The organism is Bacillus cereus group sp. MG16, assembly GCF_040459875.1.
In the GTDB taxonomy this organism is placed as follows: domain Bacteria; phylum Bacillota; class Bacilli; order Bacillales; family Bacillaceae_G; genus Bacillus_A; species Bacillus_A paranthracis.
The window spans coordinates 2,166,736-2,192,094 of the sequence record NZ_JARVHE010000001.1 but is presented as its reverse complement, the minus strand read 5'-3'; the positions used below and the strand labels follow the sequence as shown (position 1 = coordinate 2,192,094).

Genomic DNA, 25,359 nt, shown 5'->3' with positions numbered 1-25,359 from the left:
ATACATATACATAAGGAGGTTGATCTATTTTGTTTCGTTCTTTTACAAATGGTTGCGTCGCTTTAGTGCAACGTTTCTTACCAGAACCGTTTATTTTATCATGTTTATTAACTGTTTTCGTTATCTTCTTTGGTATGTTTGCAACGCATCAAACACCTGTGGAAATGATTAATCACTGGGGTAATGGTATTTGGGGACTTCTCGCCTTTTCTATGCAAATGGCACTTGTACTCGTGACAGGATCTGCTTTAGCAAACGCGCCACTCATTAAAAAAGGATTAACGAAAGCGGCAAGACTACCAAAAACGAATGGACAAGGTATTATTGCCATTTCAATTGTAAGTTTACTAGGGGCATACATAAACTGGGGATTTGGTATTGTTGTATCTGTTTTATACGCAAAAGAAGTAGCAAGGCAGCTGGAAGGATTAGATTATAGGCTAGCCATTGCCTCTTCTTACTCTGGATTTCTTATTTGGCATGCGGGGCTTTCTGCTTCTATCCCTCTTACGTTAGCAACAGGCGGAGAAACGTTAATGAAAACGACAGCTGGAAGTATTAAAGAAGCGATTCCAATCACTGAAACGTTATTCTCACCATACGCCCTAGTTCCAGTTATTATCTTTTTAGTTACGATGCCTCTCATTAATAAGGCAATGCATCCAGATGAAAAACATACGATTACAGTAGACCCTAGCGTGTTCCATGAAGAAGCTGCCGCTCAAGAGGTAGGGAAAAATACGTTCGCTGAGAAAATGGAAAATAGTATCATTATTACACTTTGCGTTGGATTGTTAGGTCTCATTTATATTTTCAACTACTTTTATACGAAAGGCTTTAACCTTACGCTAGACATCGTTATTTTTATGTTATTAATTGCTGGACTCGTTTTCCACCGTACTCCGATTCAATATATTCGCGCTTTTTCAGACTCTACGAAAAGCGCTTCTGGCATTCTACTTCAATTTCCATTTTACGCAGGAATTATGGGGATGATGATTGGAGCAAATAGTGAAGGCCTTTCACTTGGAGGAGCTATTTCGAATTTCTTTATTAGCATTTCAAACGAAACAACTTTCCCGCTCTTTACTTTTTTAAGTGCTGGCATCGTTAATATTTTCGTTCCATCTGGTGGCGGTCAATGGGCTGTGCAAGCACCCATTATGATTCCAGCTGGCGCTGAACTTGGTGTACCTGCTGCAAAAACAGCGATGGCCATTGCTTGGGGAGATGCTTGGACGAATTTAATTCAACCATTCTGGGCATTACCGGCATTAGCGATAGCAGGTTTAGGCGCTCGTGATATTATGGGATTTTGCGTTGTGAACTTACTATATGCAGGTTTTATCATTAGTCTATGTTTCTTATTTATTTAAACGAAAAGCTAGTTTTATACTAGCTTTTTTATATAATAAATCATTTATTTCCCATGCAATTTATTATGGTCTTCCACTCTATCTCTGTAAGATGTAATGCCTCAAATGCAAAAAAGTCTTCACATACTTTTTCAATCTGATGTGGATTTTCCCTCAAGAAGTTCCACTGTAAAGCTTTAGGAAGAAAATGCATTTCATACTCCTTACTTCCCCTTACTACTTCATCAACTTCTCTTTCACAAATTCCTCTTATTAAGTAATCATTTCTTAATTGTATTTGAATTTGCTGAAATGTTTCGCTACATTTCTTCAATTGAAGTAAACATGTAATATACGTTCGAAAAAGTTCGTTATCATACCCACAACAGTTTATAATTCGATCGATTTCATTCATAATGTACGAGCCTTTTCTTCTATTTGTAATAACCACTTTTCCCGCTTCTCTCGTTTACTCGTTTTCACAGATTGAAATACTGACCGTTTTATATCGCGAATGCCGCAAAAACGTAAAACACCTCTCTTCATTATAATCCAATCTGCTGATCGATATAGTAATGCGACGTACCATAACGGTGAGTCTAACGTATTAATTACCCATGCCTTCTTACCTTTCAATAAGCCTTTCGGCAGGGCCCCTTCATATTTATAAGCAAATCCAGCTACGAAAATGCGATCAATAAACCCTTTTAAAATAGCTGGCATCCCCCACCACCATATCGGATAGATGAATAGAAGCATATCTGCTTCTTCTACTAATGTTCTGTACCTGGCTGTTTCTTCTTCATTTACTAAATCACGTCTTTTCTTCTCTTCATTAAATACAAGGACTGGATCAAATTGCTCCTTATATAAATCAAGTACGGTAACTGAATGATTTGTTTCCTGTAGTCCTTTTTGCACATGATTTAAAATTGCCGCGTTAAAACTTGAAGGACTAGGATGAGCGTATACAATGAGTACATTCACTACAAAACAACTCCCTCTATAAGTTAAAGTTTCCCCTTCTTTAACATCTTCTCTACAATTTGTACGTTTTTTGAACTTTGCAATAAACGATTTAATACTGTGAGTAACTCTTCCTTTTCTAAATCTTTCAGTTTCTCTTTCACCTTACTCTCACCAGCATCTTGCATATCATAAACAACTGCCGCCATATGCTTACAATAATTTTCATATGGACATTCACAATTACTTTCTGAAAAATCTTCGAGATCGATGACCACTTCATAATTCCCTGCATTTCCAGTTACAAATGCAAATACTTTATTATCATGTATTTCAACATCTTCTACATGTCCATCTTCATAATATTCATATCCTCTATCAATAATATATTTCGGAATATGCCTATATAGTTCTTTTATTAAATAAGCGTACATAACAACACCTCTTCCTTTAATTCCCTTTTGACTTCCAAACCTGTGCATGTTATTCTAATAACTGTCAAATAGCAAGTCTATGTGACAAAACGACTGACACCTATTCGGCGAAGGTGTCTATTTTCATTTGCAGCCGATATGAATTGCCTCTTTCAGGCACATTCAATTTTTGACACTACACACTCAACACCATTCCCTGTATCAGGCTGCTTAAGCAGTCTTTTACTCTACATACTTCAAAAAAAGAGAGCTTAGCTCCCTTTTCTCGCTTTATAAAATACCCCTTTTTCAGTATAGAGATATTCATCAGCTAATGTAATTTTCCCATCCAGTTTCAGTTCATCTAATAATCTTGATAAATAAAATTGATGTAACATCTTTTTCGTGAATTTTCCTTCATGATGCGAAACGATATGTTCTTGAATATCTAACAATGATATTGGCTTATCTTGCTCTATCATATATTCATAAACTGTACTACGCAGTTTTACGTATTTTTCGAGTGTCACAGTAATGCGCAACCCCTTTCTTTTTAATGTAAATTTTCGTAATCGGTTTTTTTGCAATAAAAAAACCTCTCCGATAAGAAGAAGTTACGTATATCTTCGTCTTATCTCCCAGAACAAATATGTTCTGCTGGAATTAGCACCTGCATCGCGGTTGCTGGGTTTCATCGGGCCAGTCCCTCCACCTCTCTGGATAAGAAAATATTCACTTAATTCTTACTATACGTAATTTCATTTTAATTGTCAAACAAATATAACAAATTATATTTTCTTCTTTACTGTTCATACTATACATATATGAATATGCAAGGAGGATTATGAAATGCACGAAAATGCCCGCGGATATGTCCAAGACTCTTTTCAATCATTACAAGAAGCAAAACATTGTTTAGAAGCAGCACTACAGACTGTTGAAAAAGATTTTAATCGCGCTCGTATTGAACAATCTCTTTATGCAATCGAACAAGCTATTCAACGCTGCGACTACACCGTTCACATTTTAGAACAAGATTGAAAAAACTTCCCATCATAAGGTGGGAAGTTTTTTCAAATGGCATACTTCATAATTATTGCCGTTATGATTAAAAAATATACAGAATTCACAATTTCTAAAATCCCTACTTTTATAATTGAAATTTTTTTGCCATACAATATAATGGCTCGAATGACACTTGGTATAAAAATAAGAGAACACCACGGATTAATAGCAAATACGATGACCGTTAACATGATATGATAACCCCAAGATATATAACGATACTTCGGATTATTTTTCTCACGTATCATCGTTTTCACATAAAACGTACTTCCTAAAAAATATAAAAATGAAATAAGCACAATAAATAATGCTGTTTTATCTATCAGTTTCATTGAAAAATAATAACTAACTAAACCACCTATACAGAAAACAATAATTGCACTAACGTCATTTAATAATGCTCTTTCATTTTTTTGACGAGCGTAATACATATTTACTATAAAGAATGGAATCATGACTATTACGAATAAAAGAATGCGCCATTCATATAATAGAGAAATCATCCCAAATATGAACGCAATAATAAAATATACAATTGAAGCATGTAAATACTCTTTTTTCCGTTTTTGTTTTATGTACATAAGAAATGGATACGTAGCTAAATAGATAAAGAACCAAGCTAAAAACAATGGAATATGATACATAGTAGGTTTCCCAAGTATGACACTTAATAGAAATGGTATAACAAGCATCGCCCATGCACCATGTTGCTTCGGAATAACTAACTTCATTAACTATACACCTCCCTTTTGAAAATAATTCTCACCTACTATTATACAAATAATTTTATATAGTAACGGATATATATTGGACTATTTTTTGACAATAAAAAATGCTCCTTACAATATGTAAGAAGCATGAAAGAGGCAAACGAATATGTAAGTCGCGACCCTACCTTATATGAGTATGCTTTTCTATACCATGTTATGCTTATCCAATATGCCATATTTCTTTTTAAATCTTGTAAGAATCGTAATCCAAGACGTACTAAATAATAGTAAGAAAACAACATTCGAAATTGCATGGCTCAAATCGAAATAAAAACTTGCGATATAATACGAAATGACTGTTTCCCACGTTGCCTCTCGTATAAAACCGAGAAGCCCCCAGAAATTCATGATCCAGCCAAATAAAAATCCAACAAACAATCCGTATAGTAGTATTCCCCATAGCTTTTTCATTAAAAATGTATTACGTAATAATCCAGCTATAAAACCAATCATACCCCATGAAAACATTTGCCACGGCGTCCATGGACCTTGTCCTAAAAAGATGTTAGATACGATAGCTGCTGTTGCACCGATCATAAAACCAGTTTCGCTTCCAAAGACGATCGCAGAAACGATAATAACAAAAGAAGTTGGTTGTACACTTGGTAAAATAGAAAATGGTACTCTGCTTACTGCTGCAATTGCCGCTAACACAGCAACGAGAACAATTTCACGTGAAACAAATGCCTTTCTTTCAAAGCGGATATAGAAAGGTAACATAATAACGACTAATAAAAACAAACTACTTAACATGTAATACCCATCCATGATAAGTGTAGTAAAGAGTAATGTGCCTATTATTACTGCAAAAATACATATTATGAATGCAACATATCGTTTGGACACGCTTCGTACACATCCTCCCACGTTAATGCATATGGCAATTGTTTTCGAATGAATCGATTGATAGATGTTGTATAAAAGAAGTTGCCACTAAAAAATTCTTTCGGTGCATCATTCATAATGACTGCTCCATCAAATAACATCATACATTGATCCACGTATTTCGCTGCAAACTCAATATCATGCGTTGCCATTACAATTGTTGTACCTTCTTTTTGCAGTTTTCTAAATAGCTCTCCTACTCTTTCTTTCTTCCACGGATCTAGTCCCTTTGTCGGTTCATCTAGTAATAATAACGCCGGCTTTGATAATAACGTTGTACATAATGCAAGTAGTTGTTGCTCTCCCCCGCTACAATCATGTGGATGGCGTTCTTTAAGTGCATATAGCCAAAACTTTTTAAGCTGATGTTCTGCTATTTCTTTTCCTTGTTCTCCATATAATTCACGTGCTCGTTCATACACCTCGCCCCACACTGTATCAAATGTAAAATGATAATACGGATGCTGTGATACATACCCAATACTTTTAAATCGTTCTTTCGAATCAATTTTATGTATCACTTTCCCATTCCACTTTACTTTCCCTCTTCTCACTTTTTGTAACCCTGCTAAAATCGTTAACAGTGTAGACTTCCCTGTACCATTTTTTCCAACGAGAGCTACCCATTTTCCTTTTTCAATCGATACTGTTAAATCTCGTAAAATGAGCGGACTATTCTTTTCATATTGGAACGAAATATGCTCGGCACTTAAAATGACTTCTTGCTTTTCACTTTGTACTATTGGCTCATTTACATATGATATCGCTGAAAAATCATTCATTTTCATTTGTGCTTCTCGCACTGTAAACGGAATATCTTTCGCATTCCACTCTAAAAACAATCTTGGAATTTGCGGAATAAATGGCCGGTACTTTTCTACTTCCCACATATTTGCTACAACCGTTTTCGGACTACCGTCATACACGATTTGGCCGTTACTCATACAAATAACGCGCGTTGCAAGTGGTATTACTTCATCTAAACGATGTTCACTTAAAACGATTGTAATTCCAAGTTCTTCATTAATACGCTTTAACAATCCTAAAAACTCTTTTGCGGCAATTGGATCTAACTGCGCTGTCGGTTCATCTAATAATAATAATTTCGGTTGCATCACTAATACGGCAGCTAAATTAACAAGTTGCTTCTGTCCGCCAGATAACGTATGAACAGATTGGTGCAATAAATCTTGAAATCCTAAGAAACTAATGAGCTCTGCTATTCGTTTTTGAATAATATGTGATGGTAACCCGATATTTTCTAAAGAAAATGCTAATTCTTGAATAACTGTATCCATTACGAGCTGATTTTCTGGATTTTGAAATACCATGCCAATTTCTTGGGCAGATAACAAATCCGGTACATTTTCTAATAAAGTACCATCATAATATGTATCCCCAGTACGCTTACCAATTGGAAGTAATTCTTTTTTTAAATGTTTTAATAAAGTCGTCTTCCCGGATCCTGATCCTCCAGCAAGTACAATAAACTCTCCTTTTTGAACAGAAAGAGAAATATGCTGTAACGCTTTTTCGTTTTCATCAGCATATACAAATGATAAATTGTTTATTTCTGCATGCGCCACCATATCCATTCCCGTCCTTCCATTATAATTGGTAAACTAATAAACATAGTAAATACGACAAACATCATCCCATCGTATTGCTGAAATAAAATAGATTCGACTTTCGGATAAATGATTAACTTTCCCCCGCCATACGTACTACATATAATAGCAGCTATAAATAGAATACTTAAATAACTGAGCGTGTACCAATCGCGTCTTTCCATTCTATACCGAATATATGTCGTGCGCTTCGTTACACAAAATCCACGAGCTTGCATAGAATCTGCCGTTTGCAGTGCATCTTCTAACGAACAAATTAATAATACTTGCAATAGTTGCATACCATTTTTCACGCGTTCCACAATGAAACCTGCATCTACTTGTACACCTTTCGTTTTTTGGACAAGTGTTATTTTCTGTAATCGCCTCATAAACAAAGGAACAAACCTCACTGTAATCATCGTTAACAGTGCTACTTTTGGTGAAATTCTAGAAAACAAATATAAAAATTTATGACTTGAAATAATATCATTATACGAAGCAAACGTAAACATAATCGCCACTAGTAATAACCCCATTACTAGCCCAAACATAATTGCCTCAAGTTTAATACGACTATCACCTAACCAAAATAATGTAGTTCGCCCTCTATGCGTTAATAACGAATTAAATAAAATGACCATAAAAAAGAATACAATTGTGCTCGGTAACATCTTTCTTATCTTTTCGCTATTCCCTTGCATCACATTTAAAATAACGATTAATAGTATTGCTCCAATTAAAAAAAGAGGATGAAGACACATCATACATAGTATCATCACCCCGATATAATAGGAAAAATTCACAAAAGGATGTAAAGAAGAAAAACTTATTTTCATAGTCCTTTACCGAATGCCTTTCTTATTTTAATACAAACACCCACTCGATTGTATCGCCTGGTTTTACTGTAACTACACCTGCACTATGGTTTGGGAATGCACCGTTCACACGATATTTCCATCCACTAGTAGCGGTAATATCTTTTTCATATAAATCATTAATCCCTTTTACATAAATATCGCCTTTAGATCCATTCGCATCCACATCTAAACCTGTACGTTGCAATACTTTATAAACAGTATCACCTTCTTGTACATCAACCTTTTTCGCAGCCAATAAGTATCCTTCATTACCTTTTACTGAGATAGTGACTTGTTTTGCTTTAGGTTCTGGTGGTACTGGTGGTACTGGCTTTGGTGGTGGTACCGGTGTTGGCGGAGTTGGTACACTATTGTTCTCTTCTGGATTTTTCTTTTGCTCCTGCTTCGGTGTTTCTTTCGGCTGATTTACAACCTTCGCTTCTTCTTTTACTTCTGGTGCTTTCGGTTGTTGCTCTTGTTGTTTCTCTTCTTGTGCTTTTTGCTGTTCTGGTTGTTTATTAACAGCAGTCTGTTCCTGAGGTTTTTCTTCCTTCTTTACTTCTGGATGTGTCTGTGGCTTTTCTTCTTTTAGCTTCTCTTCTACTTTTTGTTCTTGTTTCTCTTTTTGCTCTTTTTGCTCTTTTTGCTCTTCTTGCTTATTTTGCTCTTGTTCAGCTTGTTTTTCCTCCGGCTTTTCTTCCGGTTTCGCTTCATCTTTTTTCTCTTCTTGTTTTGCTACCTCTTCTTGCTTCGGTTCTACTTTCTTCTCAGGCTTTACAGCTGCCTCTTCACATCCGGCAAGTAACCCAAGTGAAAGCAGTAAAGAAATAAACCACTTCATCTTACTCATGTTGTCTCTCACCTTTCATATTAAAAATTAGGAGCAAATGATTGCTCCTAATTTTTGTTAAGCTGCTTTACGTCTCCATAATACATATGCAGAAGCAATACATAATACACCCATACCTACTTCTGTCGCTGCACTATGAGAAGATGCTCCTGTTTTTGGTAATGTGCTACCGTTTCCGGATTTTTTATGTTTAACCGGTTCGTTATCAACAACAACTTTTAAATTGTCATCTTTTGTTTCTTGTTGCACTTGTTTTTGTTCTTCTGGTTGTTCAGTAACTTCTTTTTCTACTACAACATTTTCTGAATCTACATTTGGTTTCTTATCGATTTCAATAACAGATTCAGTTGACCAGTCATAAATCGATTTTCCAAGGTCTCTAAACTGAAGTAAAGCTAATAATGCTTGCTCTGTTGCCATTCCGCTACCGGTTTGATCGCCTGGTAACCATTTAAATTCACCATTTGGAAGTTGATATGACAATAGATTTTGCACTGCCTTATGAAGACGGTTTTGATCTACATCTTTCACAAGGGATAATCCAATAATAGCTTGCGCAGCACTATTAGAATTTTCTTGTCCATCAGCAGAGAAACCGCCATTTTCTAGTTGTTCATTATATAAGTATGCGACAGCCTTTTGCACTGCTGGTTTCACATCTGCTCGGTCTTGATAAAGAGCTAATGCTGATAAAACCATACCTGTTACATCAACGCTACTCGCGCTGTCTTTACTGCTTGCGCTATCATAAGTCCAGCCGCCATCTGTATGTTGCGCGTTTAAAAGTGCATCTACTAAAGCAACTCGATTCCATTTTGAATCTACTGGAATTTCATATTTTTTCGTATCAAATGCAAGTAAAGCAAATGTATAACCTGTAACAGAATTCACTTTATCTGATTCGTACAATTTTTGAACTAAATTATGTTCGCCTACCATTTTTGGGTCTGCATTCATTGCATTCATCATAATAATCGTTCTAGCTAAATCTGTCGCTGAAAAACGATTAACGCGCTTTTCTACCTTTTCAGTTACAGCCTTAACATAATTTAATTTCGCCTCGATTGGTATATCCTTTCCAGAACGAGAAAGACCTAGCGCTACCCAATCACTTTCAATTCCATCTTGTAACATTTTTTCAGATGTTTTAGAGATCGCGTCATTTACTTGTGCTGCTGGAACTTGAATGTTTTCTTGCTTTGGTTGTTCTGGTTTTTCTTGTTTTGGATCATCCGTCTTCGGTTCTTCTGGCTTTTCTTGTTTCGGATCATCCGTTTTTGGTTCTTCTGGCTTTTCTTGTTTTGGATCATCCGTCTTTGGTTCTTCTGGTTTTTCTTGTTTTGGATCATCTGTTTTTGGTTCTTCTACAGTTTTACAAGTACCAAATTTATCTAATGTTTGTTGTAATGTTTCTTGACTCATATTGTTCCAATCTGAAACAAATCGGAAAACAACGACATCTCCAGATTTTAATTTATAACTATCCGCTCCAACTTCTGCAGATTGATCATTTACATCATATAGCCAGCCGCTTGTAGCCCCGGCCATTAAGCCATCAATGCCTTTTACATACGTTCCAAACGACATCGTTTCAGCTTCTACTTTGTCCCCCATGACTTTTTGTAGCAAGCTTAAAGCTGTTTCCCCATCTTTAATTTGCTCTTCTTTCGGACATAACATAATGCCCTTTTGTGATTCACCAATAATTGCAAGTTTTGCTGTATTTCCTTCAGCAAACGTAATATGTACTGTATTCGCAAAAGAAACAAATACAAGTGTAACTGCCATTAACGACGTAAGCAGCCATTTTTTTAACATTGCCATCCCAAAATTCCCTCCCTTACTACTATTCACACAAAAAAAGGCCCTTCAAGGGCGTGCAATTGACACTCTTTTTTTGTAAGTGTCGAACAAACTGTGCAACACCTCCTACCCGCATCATTCGCGGCTATATTTGTATAGGAAAAATAATTTTGTTCATGAACGTATCATTGTGATAACATTCACTTTTCTAGGCACAACTTACTTCCATTTAAGTTATCGTAAAACGATAAACCTATACATTCTGTTAATTTTAAATTTCTGTATTATTTTACTATTGACAAAGAATTTTGTCCATGCTTTATCGGATTTATTTTCTAAGAATAGTAACTTACTAACCTTTAACGATGCAAACTCTTTTCACTAATAATGACGCCATCTTCATCCACATACACATATTCATCCGGCTTCCATTCTACTTGTCCAAATTGCAATGAAATATTTCGTTCTCCTTTCCCTTCTTTAACACTTCTATTCGGCATTGTTCCTAACGCTAAAATACCTATATTTATATTCTTTAGTTCACTAGAATCACGAACATATCCATTCACAATAATCCCTGCCAACTTTCTTTCCTCTGCAATAGCTGCTAAGTTACCACCGAGTAACGCACAATTCGTAGAGGCTCCACCGTCAACAACTAATACCGTTCCTTCTGGTAATGTTTGCAATCCTTCCTTCACTAGTACATTATCATCCTTCACTTTTACCGTTGCAATTTTCCCGTGGAATTGTTCTTTCTTCCCAAAAGACCGAAAAGATTGGCGACATATTTGTAATTCATTTTCAAACTCATCACATAGATCTGTAGTTTTCCACATCTTTTTCCCTCTTTTCTTTTTACTTTCTATTTAACATATTCTTGGATTATTTTCGTTTCCCTGTCTATTGTTGCGATAATTTATATATGCAGGAAAAGGACACAAAAACTATTGCCTTAAGAAGCCACCTTTATTATAATCTATTTCACAGATAAATTTCAGAATATTAAAAATTAATTAGGTGAAAAAGGAGGGGTTTTATGCAATTACAAACTGAAGTAAAAAAACAACCTAGTAAACGAAAGTTTAAAATGCCTGATGCGTATGTACTACTATTTTTTATTGCTTTACTATGTGCAATAGCTACTTATTTCGTTCCTGCTGGAGAATTTAAAAGAGTTACAAACGGGACTGTTACAACGACAATACCAGGAAGTTATCATTCTGTTCCGCAATCACCGGTAGGGTTTGTTTCTTTTTTTACCGCTATTGAAAAAGGAATGACACTTGCTGCTCCGATCATCTTCTTAATTTTATTTACGGGTGGCGCTATTGCTATTCTTGAAAAAACAGGTGCTCTTGACGGTTTAATCTATCATGTTATTAACAAATTTCGTAATCAGCAATTACTTTTCATATGTATTGTCGCCGCACTCTTTTCTATTCTCGGAACGACTGGTATTATCGTTAACTCGGTTATCGGCTTTATCCCCATCGGCATCATCGTTGCACGCACATTAAAATGGGACGCTATCGTCGGCGTAGCAATTATTTATTTAGGGACTTATGCTGGTTTTAATGCTACTATATTATCTCCTTCACCTTTAGGCATTTCACAAAAAATCGCGGAACTCCCAATGTTTTCAGGAATTGGTTTACGCACAGCAATTTATCTCTCTTTTTTACTTGCTACCATTCTATATATTAATTGGTACGTAAAACGCTTAAAAAATTCGAATAAAGGAAGCATACTCGGAGATAACTGGTTTCCAAGTAATGCTCTTTCAAGTGGAAAAGAAGCGCAGAAAACAGAAGTTCCTTGGACAATACGTCATAAATTAATTTTACTCGTTTCAGCTTTATCGTTAATTGCATTTTTAATCGGCGCTTTTCGTCTACATTGGACAGACGCAGAAATGACTGCCACTTTTATTTTCATAGCAATTACAGCGGGAATCATAGGTGGCATGAAAGCAAACGATATCGCTTTTACTTTTCTAACAGGCTGCCAAAATCTCATATACGGTGCTTTAATCGTCGGAATGGCTCGCTGTATTTCAGTCATTTTGGAACAGGGAAAATTACTTGATACAATCGTTAACCAACTCGCACAGTCTCTCGAAGGACAAAGCCCTGTATTTGGCGTTATCGGTATGTATGTAAGTAGTGCTGCATTACATTTCCTTATTTCATCCGGAACAGGTGAATCTGTGATTTTCATTCCGATATTAGCTCCATTAGCTGATTTCATGCACATTACACGCCAAGTTACAGTACAAGCTGTTATGCTCGGCGAAGGTGTAGTGAACTGCCTCAATCCAACTTCCGGTGTTTTAATGGGCGTTCTCGCAGCGAGCGGTATTTCTTATGGAAAATGGATTCGATTTATGGCTCCACTTGCATTCATTTGGTTTATTATTGGACTTATTTTTCTTATTGTTGGCGTGAATATTGAGTGGGGACCGTATTAAAACTATGAAACTTTCTCCCTATGATTTCACCGTTATCTTATAATAATGAAAAAAAGGATTGATTATAGTAATCAATCCTTTTCACTTGCATCTCTCAAAGCTAAATCTCTGCAGCTAATAAATTGTACTCATTGTCAAAAGAAGCATGGATTCTATGGCCACCAAATACATCTCCATCATTGTATTCGCAATATATATCATTTTCTCTCATTACAATGTCCATAAGAGTAATAGATTGCTCAAATGTTTCTTTCGTCATATCATATTCTCCTGCATCTACAGCATCCCAATCTAAATGTTCATCATTCTCATCATATTCAGGCCAAAAATCATTTTTATACTCTATTAATTCTTCCGCTATAGCAAGCTTAGCTTTTTTATCAAATTCCTCTAAATATACATAAAGCTTTTCTGCTCTTTTCAGCATTTCATGTACTTGTACATGCTCATTTCTAACATCCAATTCCCAATGTACTTTTCCTTCGTTTTGTACATATGTATGTAAAGTTTCATTAAAGATAAACATTCCAATTAATTCACTTTTTATTGATTTTTCCATGATTTCATTTCCTTTCTATCTCTGAAAAAAAAACTTTAATTAGTTTGATAGACATGGGACTGAACTCCTAATGCTTTATTTTTATGCTGACTTTTTTCATGAAATAAAACTCAGTTATCAGTCTAAACCATTTTTTAGATTTAACAATAACATGTGTGCATTTGTAAAATTCCAATTAAGTTTGTTAAAAATGAAAAATCCTGAAGTTAGTATTTTATTAAATTTTATTTCAACCCAATAGCATTTTTATCCTTCAAATAGTCTCTTTCATTCCAATTTCTGCATTTCTTTCAGCCGTTCTATATCCTTTTCTGAAGCCTTTTCTATTTTATACAATTCATAGCTACCCTTTATCTCATTTATCACTACAAATTCGATTTCATTCCGAACATAGCTTTTCGTTTTTCCTTTTTTATAACCAATAACATTATCTAATATAGTTTCCCCACTATCTTTTTTATATAAATTATAGCTAACAGGTGGACGACCAATTACATACTTATTATCAGAAAATCCGACTATATCATCCCTTCCTAATCCTGTCGAAGCACTCCAGACAAACATAATCTGAAATATAGAATAAACAACAATACCGCATAAGAAAAAAAATAGGATTGATTTAAAAAATAACTTTACAGGCATGCTTCCCAAAAGACATTCCCTCCCATTTCACCTCAGGATAGCAAGAACAATACGTGAATTTTGTATGCTAAGGCACCAAAGTTTTTATAATGTTCCACAGCTAGTTTAAATAGTGCATCCTTACCTCAAAAACTATCGTAGAGAGTAGCTCGGCTTATGACCTTTCTCCCAAAATAAATACATAGCTTTATTTAAAGCTTGCTCTTTATTAAAACTAATCTTTCTACCCATTAACCACACCCCCGTATTATATATTTTAGTATAAATATTTTGGAACGATAAGCCCGCAAAATATTTTGAAATTAAATCTTCCGTTAGAGGGCGCTTTAAAGGTTTATATAAATGTATTAATAATAATCAAAAACACTTGAAGTTGACGTTGGGTCATTTTATATACTGTTAAGTAGCTACTATTTAGCAATTTCATAAAAGAAATTAGAAAAATAGGAGGTTTTCATATGAAACAGGGCGATATTATTATTTATGGATGTGTCATTATAGGTGCAGGTATTGGACTGCTACTGGATCATGCATTTCCTGGTGCACTAATTGGATTAGGAGCAGGCTACTTACTTAAAAATCTTCTTAGTAAAGAAGGTTAGATGCGAAATAAGAAAATAATCGTTAAAGATAAAATCTTAACGTACAGAAAGGTAGGTTTATCAGTTGATACACATTAATAAAGTTGCAGAACTGACAGGCGTTACAGTAAGGACACTGCGTTATTACGATAAAATCGGATTATTAAAACCAGCATCCAAAACAGAGGGTGGCCATCGTTTATATACAAATGAAGAAATAAAAAAACTTCAGCAAGTTCAATTTTTAAAAAAGGTTGGATTTCCGTTACAAGAGATTAAACATATGCTCGACTTCAATGAGTGGGATTGGTCGGATAGTTTAAAGAGCCAATTATCTTATGTAATAAATGAGCAGAAAAATTTAAAGAAAATAGAATTATCCTTACGAGAAATGATAAATGGAATTGCGTTAGAGGGAGAAGAAAGCTGGATCGCGATTCAAAAAATCATGCAATTATCCAGCAAAGATAAAGATATACAACAGTATTATCGCGAATCTGTATTTAAAGAAAAAGAAATAAAACTATTGGAAAAGGTTCCTAAAATGGCAAGTGACTGTTCTGATTCACTTGAATGGATTGCTCTCATCGGCCAGTTAAAGCGTTATATGAAGGATGGCCCAAAAGCAACGAAAGTTCAAAATATCATAAGACGAATGGAGGAAAAACGCTTAGAAGAATTTGAAGGTGAGGATGAATTTCTAAATAAGCTTTGGGAGATACGAATGTCCCCAAAACAATCAGAGAAGCTAAGTTTATATCCAATTGATCAAGATGTGCTTCAGTTTATGAACGAGGCATATGCCATTTTTATGACTAAAAAAAATAATCCTGAGCCGGAATAAGGGGGAAGGCACAATGGGTACAGAGCAACTTCTCCTAATAGGCGGCTTAGCTATTTTAGACACGCTAAGCCCTACTACAATAGGAGTAACAATATATCTACTTTTAACAGATAAAGAGCGTCTCACGAAACGTTTATTCGTTTATTTATTGACGGTAGCAGGCTTTTATTTTGCTGTTGGCGTTTCACTCATGTTAGGATTAGATTTTTTGTTTAAGTTTATTTCTGGCTTACTTCAAAACCGAATCGTAAGCTGGTCGTTCTTCATTATTGGTGTCATATTATTCATTGCAAGCTTCTATATTCCACCAAAGAAAAATTCAGAGATCCCCTTACCAAAATCAAAAAACATTTTTTCAATGATCGCGCTAGGATTCACTACTACATTAATTGAAGTGGGTACTGCATTTCCTTATTTTGCAGCAATTGGTATACTTACTACTTCTAATCTATCCTTGATACAATGGTCTTCTATTTTAGCGGGATACAACTTGATCATGGTACTGCCCTCTCTCCTGCTGTTTCTCTTCTATCTCCTATTTGGTCGGTGGATGCAAAAACCTCTCGAGAGGCTTCGAATGAAAATTGCTAATAGTACAGGATCAGTCCTATCATGGATTATGTGTATAGTTGGCTTCCTCCTAATATTAAATAGCCTGGATTATTTATAGGGTATTTATAGAACCTACACTCAGGGGAATATGTTTGAAACTACAGAAGTACTTACACCTACCATTCCCCCACACCAGTTTGTCTTTTACAGGCAGTTACTCTCCCTTCCATCTTCCTCATATTCACCTAATTTTGATGTAAGAGTCCTACTACCGGGGATAAAATATGATTCCAGCCAATTTATAATTATTTCTTCCAGCTCTGGATGAAGTGGTTTTCTTGCCCCTTCTTCATAATTCTTTTTAAAATCTAATGCTTTAAACTCACCTTCAAAAACTTTCAAACTATGATCCATATTTTTTATTACATATACTTCAGAATCACCTTTCACATAATCACTGATCCGCTTAGCTCTTTCAGGGTCAGCCTGAATATCTTTATCACCAGCGATAGCTAGCACTGGACATGTTACTTGTTGTAAGTCTTTATAAATGTCATGCTGAAAATGCTCTCTAAACCATTTTGCATTCATCGGTTTAAAACCAACTTTAATCGTATCTTTTTCTGTATTCATCATTTTCTCTTTTATTTTTTCCATCTGCTTTTCTCCACGTTTCTCCACATTGAGAAGGCGCATTAGTTTTCCCTTTATTCCTTTTTGTTCTTTTAATTCTTTATAAGCAATCTCTCTTTGTCTTTTCGTAGCTTCTTCTAACGATTCCGCAGCTCCTGTAAGAAGGATGAGTCCATTTACTGGTGTTCTTGCGTTTACTACAGTTGCTAACATACAACCTTCACTATGACCAGCTAAAATGATATTTTCCGGATTAACAAATGGTTGTTCTTTTAAATACGTAATCGTAGACTCTATATCACTAACTAAATCCCACATTCCAGTCTTCAGAAATTCTCCGTCACTCTTTCCTACTCCGCGCTTATCAAAGCGGAGCGTCACTACCCCAAGTCTCGCCATTACATGCGCTAAATCTTTATATATGTTCGCCTCAAGCTTTAGCGGTACGATTGTTCCATCACGGTCAATTTCTCCAGATCCCGCGATAATGACAACAGCCGCATACTTCCCGTCAGCTTTCGGTTTAGTGAGTGTACCTTGCAAAGTAAACTCACTATTAATCGCTACTTCATATTCATCAAAAGTCATCATTTTGTCCCCCTATTCTTTTATATCCAATTTAAATTTCAAACTCGTTATTATATTTTTATACTCTCTTACATCTTTCATTGGAGCAAAAACTTGATTCTCTGCAATACTTTGTAACATACTTCGCTTTATAATCTCTTCATTTCTAACTGTTTTAGCACCAAGTGGAAACTCTGCAAACCATTCATCAATCGCATCAAAATAGGAATCCCCATGTAAATGTAGACTATTTACTGTAAAGCTCGCCGCACAAACCGCTGCATATTTCCGTAACATTTTTAAGGCTCTTTCAAAATTGCCTTGCATACAATATACTTGCGCAGCAGCATAGTATACTTTTAAAGTCATATTAGGATGTAATGTTTCTATTTCATATATGTCTATTAACATAAAAGCTCTATTTAAAATCACCTCTACTTTTTCAACTCTTGAGGCATTTACTACTACATAATTCGGTATGGTCGCAAAGAGTTGTATTAAATGTTGGTACATACTAATTTGCATTATTTCATTCGCCTTTTCAGTATTTCCAAGCATTTGATACGCCTGTGCGATTAAATCTTCCTCTGGAACGTTAGGACGTATCGTTTCGCCAAGCAATTGCAATACTTCATTCGGTTTATTGAGTATAAGATAGCAAGTTGCTTGAAACGATACCGCCTCTTTCACAAGAGACACATCATCACTTTCTTCCTGCACTCGGCTAAAGAGAGACATTGCCTCTTCTAAAATTTCAATTCTATTATCCGTATCCTCTGTTAACATATGGTGATTAATAAAAAGTAGTCCCATTTGAAGTATTAACGGAAAACAAGAATAATATTTTTTGATTATTCCCCTGCACTCCATCATTACTTCATCAAACGGTTCTTCACTAAAAGCTTCCGCTAGTCTATGATATAAATCCTTAATATCTTCCTGTTCCATTTGCGGTGTATAACAGATTAGTTCGTCTATACTTATATTAAAATACGATGCTAGCAGTGGTAAAAATGTAATATCCGGATAACTCTGCCCCGTCTCCCATTTGGAAACAGACGCTTTTGTAATACCGATATACGCCGCTAACTCTTCCTGCGTAATTCCCTTTTCTTTTCTCTTATCCGCAATTTTTTTATGAATGTTTATCTCCTTCACATCATCACCTCATACTTTTATTATATGCTTTTATTTCAAACAAAATATGGATTTGAAGTCGACTTTCGTTAACAAAATCAACTGTTAGGAAACATGTCTCTAAAATCAAAGGCAGGGACATATTTGATATGTCCCTGCCTTTTTATTGTGGGGTACCGATACATAGCCATCTAGCTAAGATTTTGAAGTACTGCAAAATCAAACATTTCATCTCACCATAGTTTTCTATGGGAATCCATTGAACAGCTTATTTATATAGTTTTCGAAAGCGGAAGTTATTTTAAAATTCTATGTTTCGATTTTTTCTTTACCCTTACGGATAAACCACCATATCAAAGCCACAAATAGCACGAAAAACGGTATTATTTGAATAAAGAAAAATCCTTTCCAAAAATAAAGTGGATTATTATATATAAATTCTGTTGACGCCTCATGTTTATAAGAAACAAACGAACCTACCAAACAAGAAATTGGAATTGTAAGTACATTTATCGCTAAACAGATTATTATCAATGATAAATTTTTAGCCTTAATTTTTGGTGAAACAGATAAGAAAAATAAAAATATTGAAATACCGGATATAAGAAACAATGGTATTACATAAAAAATCAACATAATATCCCTCCATGATTTTGATTATACCATCAGCAAAAACAATTTTGATAACCTCACATGAATGGAGTATTCATGTGAGGTTATCAAAACGTCTCATTATCGGCGTCAATGAAAAGAGGAAAACATATTCTCACAAGAGAACCTTCTTTTTTACATGGATCCATGTATTTTTTATACATTCCTATCCTAGCTCAGTTTTAAAATTCTCGTTTGTTACTGAATTAGCTGAAAATCCACATAAAAATTTGCATATTCTTAACCTGGGAATTTTCTAAAAACCTGACGATATCCCTCTCATAAAATCTCCTTTTGTACAGAAATAATAGAGTGCTATAAAAATACCGGTCATATTTTTCAGCAATTGGGCCAGATTATAGAGTGATTTTATTAATTGCGAATCAATCGTTTTGCATTTCATATAATCTTACCCCTACTGTGCTGTGCACTCTAATCCAATTTTACTAATATTTGTTTATGACATCTGACATCGTAGATTTCATTGTTCGTAACAGTTCTTCTTTTGTTATCTTTTCTTGCACATTTTTAAAAGGACCACCTAAAGATTTACCATTTTGATCCTTAATCTCTAGTTCTGTTATCTTTTTATTATTCTCCTGAATGAGTAGAAATAGAGCATATAAACGATCTAATTCTACGGAATTCAATTGGCTAAAGTCAATCTCGTTACTCATTTGCAAAGTTAATAATAATTCATTAGTAGGTTTTCCTTCATCTGGATCTTTATTATCTAATATATATTGAAGAGGATTTTCCGTTTCAGATTCCACGTATCCTAATTTTTTTATTTCTTCTAGAGTTGGTTTGAATTTCTTATATTCCTCAAATGTTTTTTTCCCATATTGGTATTCATCACCTACTAGATACGAATAGAGGAGACCTTGTACCTTTACTCGAAATTTTAGATATTTGTTATTTTTTTCTTGTACAGTATGGTAGGTATTACCACCATTATTTTCATTTATCGGGCTCCAATCTGTTACAACAACATCAATACCGTGTTTTTCTTTTATATATTCTTGTACCTCAGCTCCATTTTCTTGATTACAACCATTTAGACATAAGAAACATAATACTAATATTACATGCTTCAAAGTTTTCATATAAGCACTCCTATGTAAGAATTAATTCTTGAATGTGTGGCACACTACAAAACCTTCTTTTCCTTAGTCATATACTTTAACTTTTATATAGTTTGAATTTTAAATCATTTAAGTTACTTAATTCCCTAAATATACCACTTAAAGTATTACCGTCTTAAAATATATAACTTATTTGTTTTTAGGTCTTTCTCAATTCTATAAGCCTATGTTTCATTGGGCTCATATCTAAAACGTACATTTATACCATGATACCTATTTTACTATAAAATCCGGTTACATTGTTAAAATATCCCTTTTTTTCATTTCCTAGTATAGGCGTTCCTTCTACTCAATGAGGGAATATTTATGGAAAGACATTATACAATTTCAAGTTATGCACCATCTATAAGCAGAGAAAACATAGATATAAACATAACAAAACCAAAGTAATATATACGAATAATCACATTTAGAATCACTAATGATAATGTTATACTACTATCAACCAAGAAGAACCCAATAAACTATGATTAATCACTACATCCTCTTTCAAGGGTAGCACCCCATGCCCATCTAGCTAAGATTGAGTATTTCTTGAACCCCTATTAAACACTCTCCCGTCACTTGTCTATCTTTAAGAGTAACTCTGCTTGTTTATTTAAAGTCCTCGCACCGAGGCTTTGTCGTCCCCAAAAATCCAAACAAACGATTCAGATTATATGTTTATATCAAACTGAACATTCAATCTTTATTTGGTTTATCCAGTTTGTAAATAAAAAAGGATAATCCGCCCTCATAATGGACTAACTATCCTATAAATCTTTATCTAAACTTAATAAAACTAAAACTTCTTTCCCTATGTATCATTATTTCGTTACCTCACCAAACTGCGCTCTCGTCACTTTCGCCAAGTCATCCACTTTCAGCTCAATTTGTATACCTACCTTCCCGCCGCTTACTATCATCGTTTCAAGTAATTGGGCACTCGCATCGATACATGTAGAAAATAACTTCTTCATTCCGACTGGTGAACAACCACCGCGAATATATCCTGACACTTTCGTAATATCTTTAACAGGAATCATTTCAATTTTCTTTTCACTTACTGCTTTTGCGGCAGCTTTTAAATTTAGTTCCTCATCTACCGGGATGATAAACACATGATAATTTTTACTATTCCCTTGAGCGATTAACGTTTTATATACTTCTCTCACTTCTCGTCCAATTTTCTCAGCTACTGATACGCCATCAATTTTCCCATCTTCTGGATCATATGTCATCATCGAATATTCAATTTTTTCTTTATCTAATATTCGCATCGCATTTGTTTTATCTTTTTTCATAGCGTTCTCCTTAAAAAAGTTATTTCATATTATTAAGTTTTATTATACACCCTTTTCCATTTCTCCTACATAACTTCACGTATATTTCAAAACTAAAAATATTGATAATTCAAAAATCATTTGATATAATTTGGAAAAACTTATGTTAAGGAGAGATTTGTAATGCAAAATTTTAATATTTCTTTCCAACTTCATCATCATACGTAACGCCGTGTATCCGAAGAAAAATTTTTCTTCGTGGGTACAGGGCTTTTCCTGTTGACCCACGAAGCGTTCATAAAGCTATGTGGGTATTTTTATACCTGCATAGCTTTTTTTAATTTAAAAAGGAGTGATTATGATGGAAATGAGAAATGTAAAAGGAACGAAAGACTATTTACCAGAGGAACAAGTACTGCGAAATAAAATTAAAAGAGCGTGTGAGGATACGTTTGAACGTTATGGCTGTAAACCGTTAGAAACACCAACGTTAAATATGTATGAGCTTATGTCATACAAGTACGGCGGTGGTGATGAAATATTAAAAGAAATATATACACTTCAGGATCAAGGAAAACGTGACCTTGCCTTACGCTACGATTTAACCATTCCATTCGCAAAAGTTGTGGCAATGAATCCGAATATCCGCCTTCCTTTTAAACGGTATGAAATTGGGAAAGTATTTCGAGATGGCCCTATTAAACAAGGGAGATTTCGTGAGTTTATACAATGTGACGTTGATATAGTCGGTGTTGAGTCTGTCATGGCAGAAGCTGAACTTATGAGTATGGCGTTTGAGCTGTTCCAAACGTTAAACTTAGAAGTAACAATCCAATATAATAACCGCAAATTGTTAAATGGTATTCTTCAGGTCATTAACATCCCTACTGAATTAACAAGTGACGTCATTTTATCATTAGATAAAATCGAAAAGATTGGGATTGATGGCGTACGAAAAGATGTATTAGAGCGCGGAATTTCTGAAGAAATGGCTGATACGATATGTAATACCGTATTATCTTGTCTACAGCTTTCAATTGCTGACTTTAAAGAAGCTTTCAATAATCCACTCGTTGCAGATGGGGTAAACGAATTACAACAATTACAGCAATATTTAATCGCTCTTGGAATAAATGAAAATGCTATATTTAATCCGTTTTTAGCGCGAGGACTCACAATGTATACAGGTACCGTATATGAAATCTTTTTAAAAGATGGATCAATTACATCCAGCATCGGTAGCGGAGGGCGATACGATAATATTATTGGGGCTTTCCGCGGTGATAATATGAACTATCCAACAGTCGGTATTTCATTCGGCTTAGACGTTATTTATACAGCACTAGCGCAGAAAGAAACGATATCATCTACAGCGGATGTATTTATCATCCCGCTCGGGACAGAATTACAATGCTTACAACTTGCCCAGCAATTACGTTCTACCACTTCCTTAAAAATCGAACTCGAACTAGCAGGACGCAAATTAAAACGTGCCCTGAATTATGCCAATAAAGAAAATATCCCTTATGTGCTTATTATTGGAGAAGAAGAACTTAGTACAGAAACCGCTATGCTGCGGAATATGAAGGAAGGTAGTGAGGTGAAGGTTCCGCTTTCTTCTTTAAAAGACAATACACTAAATAAGTATTTTAATACGCCTACTACGTTATGATTGTGAAGTGTTTTCAAAATGTAAATGTTATAATAAAAAACTCCATTATTTTTAATGGAGTTTTTTCGCACAATTTAATTTTGTTTAAATATAAATGTCTGTTTATACTTTCTTTCCGCCTCACAGTCTTTTTGTCCATTTTCCAACACTTTAGAAGGCTTTTCTTGCCAAGTTATAATAACTTCAAGTTCATTAGACTGAACGGATATAGGAAAATTCGCATGATTAAAAGCAATTTCTTTACTTAACACATGATCTTTTTTAGAAGTGAAAAGTTCATACTTCGTTTGAGAATCTGGTTCATTTCGAAATACTTCAACGGTTACATGATAAGCGTCCTTCCCAATATCTTGAACCTCGAAACCATACGTATCAAAAACATCCTTTTTATATGTAACTAAACCAGTTTTTTTATCAGGTTGCTTAATTTCTATTTTCCATCGATCTGACGTTTGAGAAATCGGTAAATGCTTTGGAGAAAAAGCATGAACAGTGAAAGAACTTCCAATTACGAAACAAAATATACAAAAGAAAGAAAAAAGTACTTTTTGCATTAGTATAACCTCCATTGTTTTAAGTTTTGAATTACTGTTCCCTAAAAGCAATGGATGTATTATGTATTAAACTAAAAGTGCCTTCCTACCATTATAGAATCACGTATACAAGTTTTTATATAGATGAGAGCAACTCAATAATTAGTTTACATAAAACAATTACACTCTACTCAAAACTACGCGTATTTAATATATTTATTTGATAATAACCACCTGAAAACGCCAATAAAAAGAGGAATCAGCAGTGCAATAATATTATTTCTTAACATCACTTCTCATCCGTTCTCTCTACTATACCAAATTCAACTATTTACTATTATTTTGTGCATTCCTACTCTCCAAAACTTTCTCCATATTATGAGTCGCCCACTCCATCATTAATAGAATCATTGGACGAAGCGATTCACCAAGCTCCGTTAACGAATATTCTACTTTTGGAGGTACTTCACGGTACACTTCACGATGTATGATGCCATCTGCTTCAAGTTCTCTCAGCTGTAATGTTAACATTCTTTGCGTGATATTAGGTTTTAATCTTTTTAATTCATTAAACCTCTTTGTCCCATCTAATAGATGATACAAAATTACCCCTTTCCATTTCCCTCCAATGACCTCAACCATCGCTTCCACTGGACAAGAATATTTATTTAAAAATGGGTAATTTACATTATTTTCGTTTGAACAATCCATAATAAATCCCTTCCCTTAACATTAGTATCTTTTTTGATACTATACCACATAAATGTGCGTACTTGTTTCTATGTTACTTTAAAAATATAATTTGGTTACAAAATAAATTAATGAAAAGAGGAACTTTTATGACAAATACAAATCAAACTACAAAAGAAAAAATTATGGATGCTTTTCATTTCAGACATGCATGTAAAGAGTTCGATCCTATGCACAAAATTTCAGAAGAAGGCTTTAAATTCATTTTAGAAACAGGCAGATTATCTCCTTCTTCTTTCGGATATGAACCTTGGAAATTTGTTGTCGTACAAAATAAAGAAGTAAGAGAAAAACTACGACCATATTCATGGGGTGCTGGTGGGCAACTTGCAACAGCAAGCCACTTTGTCATTGTTCTTTCAAGAAATATTAAAGATATGCATTATAATGCAGATTATATTAAACATATGATGAATGATATTATTGAATTACCTGAAGACGCGCAAAAAATTAGATATGAATTCTTCAAAAAGTTCCAAGAAACAGATTTTAACTTATTACAATCCGACCGTGCTGTATTTGATTGGGCATCTAAGCAAACTTATATTGCTTTAGGGAATATGATGACGAGCGCAGCTCAAATTGGCATTGATTCTTGTCCAATAGAAGGATTTGATAAAGAGAAAGTAGATTCTTTACTTCGTCAAGAAGGCATTATTAAAGAAGATAATTTTGAAGTATCTGTAATGGTTGCCTTTGGTTACCGTAAAGAAGAGCCAAAACGTGATAAAACAAGACAGACTATGGATGCAATTGTTGAATGGATTTTATAAGATAACATGCGCTC

Annotated in this window: 28 protein-coding genes, 1 pseudogene and 1 riboswitch; of the genes and pseudogenes, 8 read left to right on the top strand and 21 right to left on the bottom strand. The window is 34.5% G+C overall.

Annotation, left to right across the window (positions count from 1 at the left end; translation table 11 throughout):
* Positions 1-29: 29 nt before the first annotated feature.
* Positions 30-1,376, top strand: a complete 1,347-nt coding sequence (locus tag QCI73_RS11265) for a short-chain fatty acid transporter (protein WP_046198436.1) — start codon at positions 30-32, stop codon at positions 1,374-1,376.
* A 40-nt stretch (positions 1,377-1,416) separates the two neighbouring features.
* Here QCI73_RS11265 and QCI73_RS11260 read toward each other — a convergent pair whose 3' ends face one another.
* The 4 genes from QCI73_RS11260 to QCI73_RS11245 form a co-directional block, all read right to left on the bottom strand.
* Positions 1,417-1,770, bottom strand: coding sequence for a group-specific protein (locus tag QCI73_RS11260; RefSeq protein ID WP_353822932.1), 354 nt, complete (start codon positions 1,768-1,770; stop codon positions 1,417-1,419).
* A complete protein-coding gene (locus QCI73_RS11255; protein ID WP_001101676.1) occupies positions 1,767-2,342 on the bottom strand; it encodes an NAD(P)H-dependent oxidoreductase in 576 nt (191 codons plus the stop codon). Before QCI73_RS11255 ends, QCI73_RS11260 begins: the two co-directional genes overlap by 4 nt.
* 23 nt (positions 2,343-2,365) lie before the next feature.
* The gene (locus QCI73_RS11250) at positions 2,366-2,755 is read right to left on the bottom strand and encodes an SWIM zinc finger family protein (protein ID WP_062923344.1); all 390 of its coding nucleotides are present in this window, start codon (positions 2,753-2,755) and stop codon (positions 2,366-2,368) included.
* 251 nt (positions 2,756-3,006) lie between these two features.
* Positions 3,007-3,264: a hypothetical protein gene (locus tag QCI73_RS11245; RefSeq protein ID WP_000171478.1), complete on the bottom strand. Its 258-nt coding sequence runs from the start codon at positions 3,262-3,264 to the stop codon at positions 3,007-3,009.
* A 98-nt stretch (positions 3,265-3,362) separates the two neighbouring features.
* Positions 3,363-3,461, bottom strand: a riboswitch (SAM riboswitch).
* Positions 3,462-3,583: 122 nt separating this feature from the next.
* On the opposite strand from QCI73_RS11245, the gene QCI73_RS11240 reads away from it, so the two are divergent.
* Positions 3,584-3,775, top strand: a complete 192-nt coding sequence (locus QCI73_RS11240; RefSeq protein ID WP_000544998.1) for a hypothetical protein — start codon at positions 3,584-3,586, stop codon at positions 3,773-3,775.
* 32 nt (positions 3,776-3,807) lie between these two features.
* On the opposite strand, the gene QCI73_RS11235 is transcribed toward QCI73_RS11240, so the two are convergent.
* From QCI73_RS11235 to rraA, 7 genes are all read right to left on the bottom strand, one after another.
* Complete coding sequence (locus tag QCI73_RS11235; RefSeq protein ID WP_353822931.1) at positions 3,808-4,530, bottom strand: YwiC-like family protein; 723 nt, start codon at positions 4,528-4,530, stop codon at positions 3,808-3,810.
* Positions 4,531-4,713: 183 nt separating this feature from the next.
* A complete protein-coding gene (locus QCI73_RS11230; RefSeq protein WP_353822930.1) occupies positions 4,714-5,415 on the bottom strand; it encodes an ECF transporter S component in 702 nt (233 codons plus the stop codon).
* A complete protein-coding gene (locus QCI73_RS11225; RefSeq protein ID WP_353822929.1) occupies positions 5,388-7,049 on the bottom strand; it encodes an ABC transporter ATP-binding protein in 1,662 nt (553 codons plus the stop codon). Before QCI73_RS11225 ends, QCI73_RS11230 begins: the two co-directional genes overlap by 28 nt.
* On the bottom strand, positions 7,022-7,900 hold the full coding sequence (locus QCI73_RS11220; protein WP_353822928.1) for an energy-coupling factor transporter transmembrane component T: 879 nt from the start codon (positions 7,898-7,900) through the stop codon (positions 7,022-7,024). Before QCI73_RS11220 ends, QCI73_RS11225 begins: the two co-directional genes overlap by 28 nt.
* A gap of 22 nt (positions 7,901-7,922) precedes the next feature.
* A complete protein-coding gene (locus QCI73_RS11215; protein ID WP_353822927.1) occupies positions 7,923-8,771 on the bottom strand; it encodes a DUF4430 domain-containing protein in 849 nt (282 codons plus the stop codon).
* Positions 8,772-8,828: 57 nt separating this feature from the next.
* Positions 8,829-10,595 (bottom strand): DUF4430 domain-containing protein, encoded by a 1,767-nt coding sequence (locus tag QCI73_RS11210; protein WP_353822926.1) that lies wholly within the window; start codon positions 10,593-10,595, stop codon positions 8,829-8,831.
* A 338-nt stretch (positions 10,596-10,933) separates the two neighbouring features.
* Positions 10,934-11,413: a ribonuclease E activity regulator RraA gene (gene rraA / locus QCI73_RS11205; RefSeq protein WP_262725441.1), complete on the bottom strand. Its 480-nt coding sequence runs from the start codon at positions 11,411-11,413 to the stop codon at positions 10,934-10,936.
* Between the two features lie 200 nt (positions 11,414-11,613).
* Here rraA and QCI73_RS11200 point away from each other — a divergent pair, with 200 nt between their 5' ends.
* Entirely contained in the window at positions 11,614-13,044 is a 1,431-nt protein-coding gene (locus tag QCI73_RS11200) for a YfcC family protein (RefSeq protein WP_353822925.1), read from the top strand.
* A gap of 100 nt (positions 13,045-13,144) precedes the next feature.
* On the opposite strand, the gene QCI73_RS11195 is transcribed toward QCI73_RS11200, so the two are convergent.
* The 3 genes and pseudogenes from QCI73_RS11195 to QCI73_RS30845 form a co-directional block, all read right to left on the bottom strand.
* Entirely contained in the window at positions 13,145-13,603 is a 459-nt protein-coding gene (locus QCI73_RS11195; protein ID WP_327922957.1) for a DUF2262 domain-containing protein, read from the bottom strand.
* 267 nt (positions 13,604-13,870) lie between these two features.
* Positions 13,871-14,245: a hypothetical protein gene (locus QCI73_RS11190; RefSeq protein ID WP_012644490.1), complete on the bottom strand. Its 375-nt coding sequence runs from the start codon at positions 14,243-14,245 to the stop codon at positions 13,871-13,873.
* Between the two features lie 128 nt (positions 14,246-14,373).
* Positions 14,374-14,476 (bottom strand): annotated as a pseudogene (locus QCI73_RS30845) (TetR/AcrR family transcriptional regulator); the annotation flags it as partial.
* Between the two features lie 227 nt (positions 14,477-14,703).
* On the opposite strand from QCI73_RS30845, the gene QCI73_RS11180 reads away from it, so the two are divergent.
* The 3 genes from QCI73_RS11180 (at position 14,704) to QCI73_RS11170 (ending at position 16,340) form a co-directional block, all read left to right on the top strand.
* Positions 14,704-14,847, top strand: a complete 144-nt coding sequence (locus QCI73_RS11180) for a hypothetical protein (protein ID WP_262725438.1) — start codon at positions 14,704-14,706, stop codon at positions 14,845-14,847.
* Positions 14,848-14,911: 64 nt separating this feature from the next.
* Positions 14,912-15,670: a MerR family transcriptional regulator gene (locus QCI73_RS11175; protein WP_327922956.1), complete on the top strand. Its 759-nt coding sequence runs from the start codon at positions 14,912-14,914 to the stop codon at positions 15,668-15,670.
* A gap of 13 nt (positions 15,671-15,683) precedes the next feature.
* Positions 15,684-16,340: a GAP family protein gene (locus QCI73_RS11170; protein WP_353822924.1), complete on the top strand. Its 657-nt coding sequence runs from the start codon at positions 15,684-15,686 to the stop codon at positions 16,338-16,340.
* Between the two features lie 86 nt (positions 16,341-16,426).
* Here QCI73_RS11170 and QCI73_RS11165 read toward each other — a convergent pair whose 3' ends face one another.
* The 5 genes from QCI73_RS11165 to ybaK all read right to left on the bottom strand — a co-directional run bounded on the left by QCI73_RS11165 (position 16,427) and on the right by ybaK (position 21,638).
* A complete protein-coding gene (locus QCI73_RS11165; protein WP_000141803.1) occupies positions 16,427-17,443 on the bottom strand; it encodes an alpha/beta hydrolase family protein in 1,017 nt (338 codons plus the stop codon).
* A 12-nt stretch (positions 17,444-17,455) separates the two neighbouring features.
* Positions 17,456-18,580, bottom strand: a complete 1,125-nt coding sequence (locus QCI73_RS11160; RefSeq protein WP_353822923.1) for a helix-turn-helix domain-containing protein — start codon at positions 18,578-18,580, stop codon at positions 17,456-17,458.
* Positions 18,581-18,868: 288 nt separating this feature from the next.
* A complete protein-coding gene (locus QCI73_RS11155; RefSeq protein ID WP_098946583.1) occupies positions 18,869-19,195 on the bottom strand; it encodes a hypothetical protein in 327 nt (108 codons plus the stop codon).
* A 461-nt stretch (positions 19,196-19,656) separates the two neighbouring features.
* Entirely contained in the window at positions 19,657-20,316 is a 660-nt protein-coding gene (locus tag QCI73_RS11150) for a hypothetical protein (RefSeq protein WP_483299569.1), read from the bottom strand.
* Between the two features lie 845 nt (positions 20,317-21,161).
* Positions 21,162-21,638: a Cys-tRNA(Pro) deacylase gene (gene ybaK / locus QCI73_RS11145; protein ID WP_353822922.1), complete on the bottom strand. Its 477-nt coding sequence runs from the start codon at positions 21,636-21,638 to the stop codon at positions 21,162-21,164.
* Between the two features lie 340 nt (positions 21,639-21,978).
* On the opposite strand from ybaK, the gene QCI73_RS11140 reads away from it, so the two are divergent.
* Positions 21,979-23,289 (top strand): histidine--tRNA ligase, encoded by a 1,311-nt coding sequence (locus QCI73_RS11140; RefSeq protein ID WP_353822921.1) that lies wholly within the window; start codon positions 21,979-21,981, stop codon positions 23,287-23,289.
* Positions 23,290-23,363: 74 nt separating this feature from the next.
* On the opposite strand, the gene QCI73_RS11135 is transcribed toward QCI73_RS11140, so the two are convergent.
* Both QCI73_RS11135 and QCI73_RS11130 read right to left on the bottom strand, forming a co-directional pair.
* Positions 23,364-23,843 carry a hypothetical protein gene (locus tag QCI73_RS11135; protein WP_262725430.1) on the bottom strand — a complete coding sequence of 160 codons (480 nt, stop codon included), beginning with the start codon at positions 23,841-23,843 and terminating at the stop codon, positions 23,364-23,366.
* A 306-nt stretch (positions 23,844-24,149) separates the two neighbouring features.
* Positions 24,150-24,533, bottom strand: a complete 384-nt coding sequence (locus QCI73_RS11130; RefSeq protein ID WP_000340660.1) for a winged helix-turn-helix transcriptional regulator — start codon at positions 24,531-24,533, stop codon at positions 24,150-24,152.
* Positions 24,534-24,661: 128 nt separating this feature from the next.
* Here QCI73_RS11130 and QCI73_RS11125 point away from each other — a divergent pair, with 128 nt between their 5' ends.
* The gene (locus tag QCI73_RS11125; RefSeq protein ID WP_353822920.1) at positions 24,662-25,345 is read left to right on the top strand and encodes an NAD(P)H-dependent oxidoreductase; all 684 of its coding nucleotides are present in this window, start codon (positions 24,662-24,664) and stop codon (positions 25,343-25,345) included.
* Positions 25,346-25,359 lie beyond the last annotated feature (14 nt).

Coding starts and splice junctions, on each gene's coding strand:
- QCI73_RS11140 (WP_353822921.1), top strand. CDS start 21,979: ATGGAAATGAGAAATGTAAAAGGAACGAAAGACTATTTACCAGAGGAA.
- QCI73_RS11250 (WP_062923344.1), bottom strand. CDS start 2,755: ATGTACGCTTATTTAATAAAAGAACTATATAGGCATATTCCGAAATAT.
- QCI73_RS11220 (WP_353822928.1), bottom strand. CDS start 7,900: ATGAAAATAAGTTTTTCTTCTTTACATCCTTTTGTGAATTTTTCCTAT.
- QCI73_RS11155 (WP_098946583.1), bottom strand. CDS start 19,195: ATGTTGATTTTTTATGTAATACCATTGTTTCTTATATCCGGTATTTCA.
- QCI73_RS11235 (WP_353822931.1), bottom strand. CDS start 4,530: ATGAAGTTAGTTATTCCGAAGCAACATGGTGCATGGGCGATGCTTGTT.
- QCI73_RS11125 (WP_353822920.1), top strand. CDS start 24,662: ATGACAAATACAAATCAAACTACAAAAGAAAAAATTATGGATGCTTTT.
- QCI73_RS11180 (WP_262725438.1), top strand. CDS start 14,704: ATGAAACAGGGCGATATTATTATTTATGGATGTGTCATTATAGGTGCA.
- QCI73_RS11240 (WP_000544998.1), top strand. CDS start 3,584: ATGCACGAAAATGCCCGCGGATATGTCCAAGACTCTTTTCAATCATTA.
- QCI73_RS11150 (WP_483299569.1), bottom strand. CDS start 20,316: ATGAAAACTTTGAAGCATGTAATATTAGTATTATGTTTCTTATGTCTA.
- QCI73_RS11190 (WP_012644490.1), bottom strand. CDS start 14,245: ATGCCTGTAAAGTTATTTTTTAAATCAATCCTATTTTTTTTCTTATGC.
- QCI73_RS11130 (WP_000340660.1), bottom strand. CDS start 24,533: ATGGATTGTTCAAACGAAAATAATGTAAATTACCCATTTTTAAATAAA.
- QCI73_RS11165 (WP_000141803.1), bottom strand. CDS start 17,443: ATGACTTTTGATGAATATGAAGTAGCGATTAATAGTGAGTTTACTTTG.
- QCI73_RS11225 (WP_353822929.1), bottom strand. CDS start 7,049: ATGGATATGGTGGCGCATGCAGAAATAAACAATTTATCATTTGTATAT.
- QCI73_RS11135 (WP_262725430.1), bottom strand. CDS start 23,843: ATGCAAAAAGTACTTTTTTCTTTCTTTTGTATATTTTGTTTCGTAATT.
- QCI73_RS11200 (WP_353822925.1), top strand. CDS start 11,614: ATGCAATTACAAACTGAAGTAAAAAAACAACCTAGTAAACGAAAGTTT.
- QCI73_RS11210 (WP_353822926.1), bottom strand. CDS start 10,595: ATGGCAATGTTAAAAAAATGGCTGCTTACGTCGTTAATGGCAGTTACA.
- QCI73_RS11195 (WP_327922957.1), bottom strand. CDS start 13,603: ATGGAAAAATCAATAAAAAGTGAATTAATTGGAATGTTTATCTTTAAT.
- rraA (WP_262725441.1), bottom strand. CDS start 11,413: ATGTGGAAAACTACAGATCTATGTGATGAGTTTGAAAATGAATTACAA.
- QCI73_RS11215 (WP_353822927.1), bottom strand. CDS start 8,771: ATGAGTAAGATGAAGTGGTTTATTTCTTTACTGCTTTCACTTGGGTTA.
- ybaK (WP_353822922.1), bottom strand. CDS start 21,638: ATGAAAAAAGATAAAACAAATGCGATGCGAATATTAGATAAAGAAAAA.
- QCI73_RS11260 (WP_353822932.1), bottom strand. CDS start 1,770: ATGAATGAAATCGATCGAATTATAAACTGTTGTGGGTATGATAACGAA.
- QCI73_RS11170 (WP_353822924.1), top strand. CDS start 15,684: ATGGGTACAGAGCAACTTCTCCTAATAGGCGGCTTAGCTATTTTAGAC.